At 36.3% G+C, this 4,827-nt stretch carries 5 protein-coding genes; all 5 read right to left on the bottom strand.

Annotated features, from left to right (window positions below):
• Window positions 1–227 precede the first annotated feature (227 nt).
• Window positions 228–2,171, bottom strand: coding sequence for a WD0745 family porin (locus OZD63_RS00910; protein WP_274979476.1), 1,944 nt, complete (start codon window positions 2,169–2,171; stop codon window positions 228–230).
• A gap of 207 nt (window positions 2,172–2,378) precedes the next feature.
• Window positions 2,379–3,200, bottom strand: coding sequence for a 3'-5' exonuclease (locus OZD63_RS00915; RefSeq protein WP_275007853.1), 822 nt, complete (start codon window positions 3,198–3,200; stop codon window positions 2,379–2,381).
• Entirely contained in the window at window positions 3,193–4,077 is an 885-nt protein-coding gene (era, locus tag OZD63_RS00920) for a GTPase Era (protein ID WP_274979478.1), read from the bottom strand. Before era ends, OZD63_RS00915 begins: the two co-directional genes overlap by 8 nt.
• 166 nt (window positions 4,078–4,243) lie before the next feature.
• Window positions 4,244–4,636, bottom strand: a complete 393-nt coding sequence (locus OZD63_RS00925; RefSeq protein WP_274979479.1) for a cytochrome d ubiquinol oxidase subunit II — start codon at window positions 4,634–4,636, stop codon at window positions 4,244–4,246.
• 36 nt (window positions 4,637–4,672) lie between these two features.
• A partial coding sequence (locus OZD63_RS00930; RefSeq protein WP_275007855.1) for a transposase occupies window positions 4,673–4,827 on the bottom strand: 155 nt, incomplete at its 5' end.

A 4,827-nucleotide genomic window follows, 5' to 3' on the forward strand; every position in this document is an offset into this window, starting at 1 on the left:
TTTTTATCTTTAATCCATCATAGCTAGCGATGCAACAAAGCCATCCCAGTGTCTGGGCACTGGGATGACATCCTCCTTGGTGGAGTGTCCTCAAATCACAATGTCCGTACAGTTGTGTGTCACGCACTGGGATGAAAGGAGAGAGGACACCATATGTTTATTTGATCGACAAATAAACACTAACAGACAAGAATACACCACAGTTAACTGTGGTGTGTACTGGCTGGTTAGAAAGAAAACTTCACACCAGTAAGAAGGAGAATTCCTTGGTTAGAAGGTACATCAGCATCAGACTCATCTTTCAGCTTACCTGTTTCGTTAGTCATAAAATAATGGAGAGCTGCGTAAGGAACAAATTTGTTCTTACTGCATGCAGGAGACAGATCATATTGAACGCCAAGTGCACCATCATGAAGCGTATCTTTGTCATTCATTCTGCTGCCAAAATACGTCAAACTTGTGTAGATATTCTCATGTTGATACCCAGCTCCTACAGTCCAATACATGGTATCTATACTATCTTTACCAAATTGCGCTTTCAGCCCTTCCACTCTTTTGCCATCAGTAGCATCTTTACTATCAATTTCCGTATAGGTATCACCAATTAATTTTTTAATACCCTTCGGTTGACCAGATTTGCCCAAGTATGCAAAAGAGGCAGCAAACTTTACGCCTTGATCTTCATTAATCTTATAATCAGCGCTTACACCAAAATTAACACCCATCAGGTCATTATACTCCACAAATTCCTTATAAAGATGCTTATCTTTACTTGGTCGCTTTGGAAAGCCATATTCACCAACTGCAGAAGTTTTAACTTTTATGTTATGTTTATCAAAGTCATATTCATATGATGCACCAGCACTTACTATGTGCTCATAGTCTGGGCCGACATGCTTTATCGTTTCCTTATGTTCTATCTTACCGCCTTTATCTTCTGAAACTGTTTCTTTTACAGTAAACAAACCACTATCATAACGAGGTGAGTAGCTGATACCAAATCTTGCGCCCATATAATTTGGTGAGTAGTAAGCAACTCTAAACGGCAGTGTAGTCATAACGCCTTTGTTATATTTCCCTGCCATACGGAAAGAGAATTTTTCACTTTCACTCGAAAAACTTTCAGTGTAAAGACGTGGTGTTACATAAAATGGAAAGCTAGCAGCGCTTCCTTCTAAGTTCACTTTTCTGAACCAGTCACTATCTGCAGCTCCGTCAACAGTCGCAATTCTTGTTGCATCAAGCCTCATCAGAGCCTCAGGACCAAATTGGTAACCAAGCTTCACGTCACCATATTTTGAGTTAACAAACACATGCGCACTTCTGCCTTTTGCAGCACAAACACCCTGTGAAGCTCCCTTACCTTCGGTCACTGGAACATGAAACTGCACGTCAGCACCATAAAGAAGACCTAAATCTTCATTCTTATTTTCTGCTCTGAGGTGCAATATTGCATCAGCAATCATACCCATATCGTTGCTGTAATCACCAATATTTCCTATTCCTTCATAGAATATTGGATTTGCTCCTTTTGTTATATCTGGAGTGGCATTATAATACTCTGTAGATCTGTTTGGCATAACGTTATAACGTTTATAATTTGCGCCACTTGGTCCAGCTTTGCCATAACCTTGAGCATCAACAACACCACCAAAAGTTATTCTTAAATTACTTTGCCCTTGATTGGTATCGATAATATCAACTCCACCAACTGAAACAACAGGACTTGCCTTACCTTTTTCCTCTGTATTTTTGTTAACAACTTTTATATCCTTCTTTACATCTTTAGCTTCAACTTTAGCATTCTTAGTTTTAGAACGCTTAGTTTTTGAAACTTTACCTTTTTCTATATTAGAATTCTTAGCGTTTAGAGCTTTCGCTTTTGAATCCTCTATAAGCTTTGCTTTTTTCTCATTTGCTAGCCTGATCTCCTCTTTTTTCTTAAGCTCTTCAGCTTTTTTTCTTGGATCAGCATTACATATTCTGTCCATCTTTTCTTTCAGTTTTTTATTTGATGTTTTCATAACTTCTGTTTTTCCAGAAGTTTTTGTGCTCTCTTGCTTTTTTATTTCCTTCATACTCTCATCAGGAAAGTCAGCTGCAAAACTGCTGAAAGAACATAAAGTTAATAAAGAAACTAGAGCAGTTCTAGTATACATAGACTTTTTCATGAAGTGCCCCCAAAAAATTTCGAAATCATATCTTAAATGTAAATAGTATAAAAATGTTGAAAATTCAACTTAAAGCAACCTTATAACGAAAATAAAAGTAAAATGCAATACCTTAAAAGCAACTTTCTTAATATGCTCAACGTGTATATTAACCAAAATCTAGTACAGAGGTTCGCTTGCTAGTGCATCATAACTCGACTATTTATTCTATGGAAGTAAAATTTTTCCACCACAAGTTATTTGCCATTCTTCTTTAAATTTCTTTAGGTATTCTTTTTTTTCGCACTCTAAAAGTAGCTCTTCCACACTTTTGTTGTAGCTTTCAGTAGTAATCCTTCCCTGATGATGCATGAACCTTAAGTAAATCAAATAAGTGTTAATTACATCTGTTTCACAATAATCTCGAATCTCTTGTATCTTGCCGCTATCGTATAAGCCCATAACTTGTGACCCATCAGCTCCAATCTTACCAGGAAGATTAAATGCTGCACAAACTTCGTTCATTTTTACTCTCGCAGAAGCTCCAAAATCAGAGAGGGATTCAAGCAAATCACAATGCCAATCACTGCTATATCTCTGATTGTAACTATTCCACTTATCGCCAGCTTTATGAAAATATTCTGCTTGAATGCCATGGACCATAGCACGATACTTCAGCACTGGTATATCAAAAGTGCGTCCGTTGAACGAAACTAATCTTGGCTTTTTCTCTGATATGTAGTTAAAAAATCCTTTCACTAGCTCCTTTTCACTGGAATTTAGTGTGCCTCCAGATCTTATTTCTTGCAGTGTGAACACCTCATAACCACTCTGGTAGCCTATATTGCAAAGTAAAAAACTAATAACTACAACAAGGTGAAAAGGCTGACGCAGAAAAGAGTTTTGCCCGTTTGTTATTTCAAGATGATATTTTGTTAATGCATCCCTCTTCTCTTCTACACTACTATCATCACTAATATTGAGTAAATTTTTGCAGGAATTTACATCTGGTATAGTTTCAATATCAAATACCAATAAAGAATTAAGCATTGCCTATATACTCCTCCGGACGGTCGATCCAAGGTCGCACTTTCACAAATAAAAAGAGGTGTACCTTGCACTCAAATAATTTTTCTAGTTCAGCACGCGCTTCGATATTAATTTTTTTAATATTACTGCCACCTTTTCCTAGCACTATTTTTTTATGACTATCTTTCAACACAAATATGATCTGTTTGATGACTAAACTCTTATCCTTTTTTTCCTCAAATTGTTCAGTTATAACAGCTGTAGAGTATGGCAATTCTTCACGCAAGTTCAAGAATAATTTTTCTCTCGTAATTTCTGCTGATGAAAAATTTGTCGAGGAATCGGTTATTTGATCTTCTTCATAAAACCAGGGGCTCACCGATGCAACTTCAGACAAGTAATTCATCAAATCAGAAAGTCCATCATTCTTTAATGCTGATATCATAAAAACCTTTTCAAATTTATAAAGCAAATTCAGATGCTCATGCGCCATCTTTAATTCAGGCCCTTTTACCAAATCAGTTTTATTGATAACCAAAATGCATCTGCCTTTTGTGCGCTGCAGCCGCATAAATATAGTCTTAATTCTTTCTATATTTTTCAAATAATTGCTTACATCAACAAGCAACAAAGTGATGTCACTATCCTTAACTGCCGACCATGCAGATTTGACTAAAGCTTTTTCAAGTTTTGTTTCTGCTGAGAAAATTCCTGGGGAGTCAGTAAAAACAATTTGTGTGTTGTTGCACGTTGCAACACCCCTTATTTGCGTCCTTGTTGTTTGCACTTTAGGGGTGACAATTGCAATTTTCTTGCCTATGATGCTGTTAATTAATGTAGACTTCCCAGCATTTGGTAAGCCAGCTATCGTTACAAATAAGCATTTTTGTTCTTTCACAAAGAAAATTATAAAGAAAACTGAATGTCAGCGTCAAGCTACTTATATGACAAGAAGTCAGAAAATCCATAGGAGGATTTGCTAATGAAGGCTCTTAAGTTGACGCCATTGCCAGAACGACTGCTTGATTTAAGGGTAACGTTTTAACCGTAAGGTCACTAACTCCTTAATATGTGTGTTCATAATTTGATTTTCCACGAAAGACATAATAGCAATAACCAGTGTAAGTTAAAATGATTGGTAAAAGCGGTATTATAACAATGAGCATTAAAGATAAACTTGGCCCAGAAGCAGCTGCATCCAGAATGGTATATTGAAAAGGTATAATCCATGGGTAGATACTAATTCCTAAACCTAAATATCCCATAAAAAAAATAGCAATACTGAGAAAGAATGGACGGTACTCCCGTTTAGTATTCTGAAGATCAAACCACAGCATGAAAAATAGCCAAGATGTGAGTAATGGAATAGAAAATAAATAATAAAAATTTGGCATACTAAACCAAAAGTTTTTAATACGTTCATTTAAAAATGGTGTCACTACACTCACTAGTCCCATGAAAATACCTACAAAACCAAGCGTATAAGAACCTGTTTAAAATCTTCGTAATAGGAGAGAAATGAAGGAAAGGACAATCATTTGCAAGCTGGTGTTGAGTTTACGTTCGCAATTTTTCCACAATCTTCTACATTTTTCTAACCAGGCAAAAGATCGCTCAACAACCCATCTCTTTGGCAATACAACGAAAG

The sequence above is a fragment of the Wolbachia endosymbiont of Drosophila leontia genome (genome assembly GCF_028981785.1).
Lineage (GTDB): Bacteria > Pseudomonadota > Alphaproteobacteria > Rickettsiales > Anaplasmataceae > Wolbachia > Wolbachia pipientis.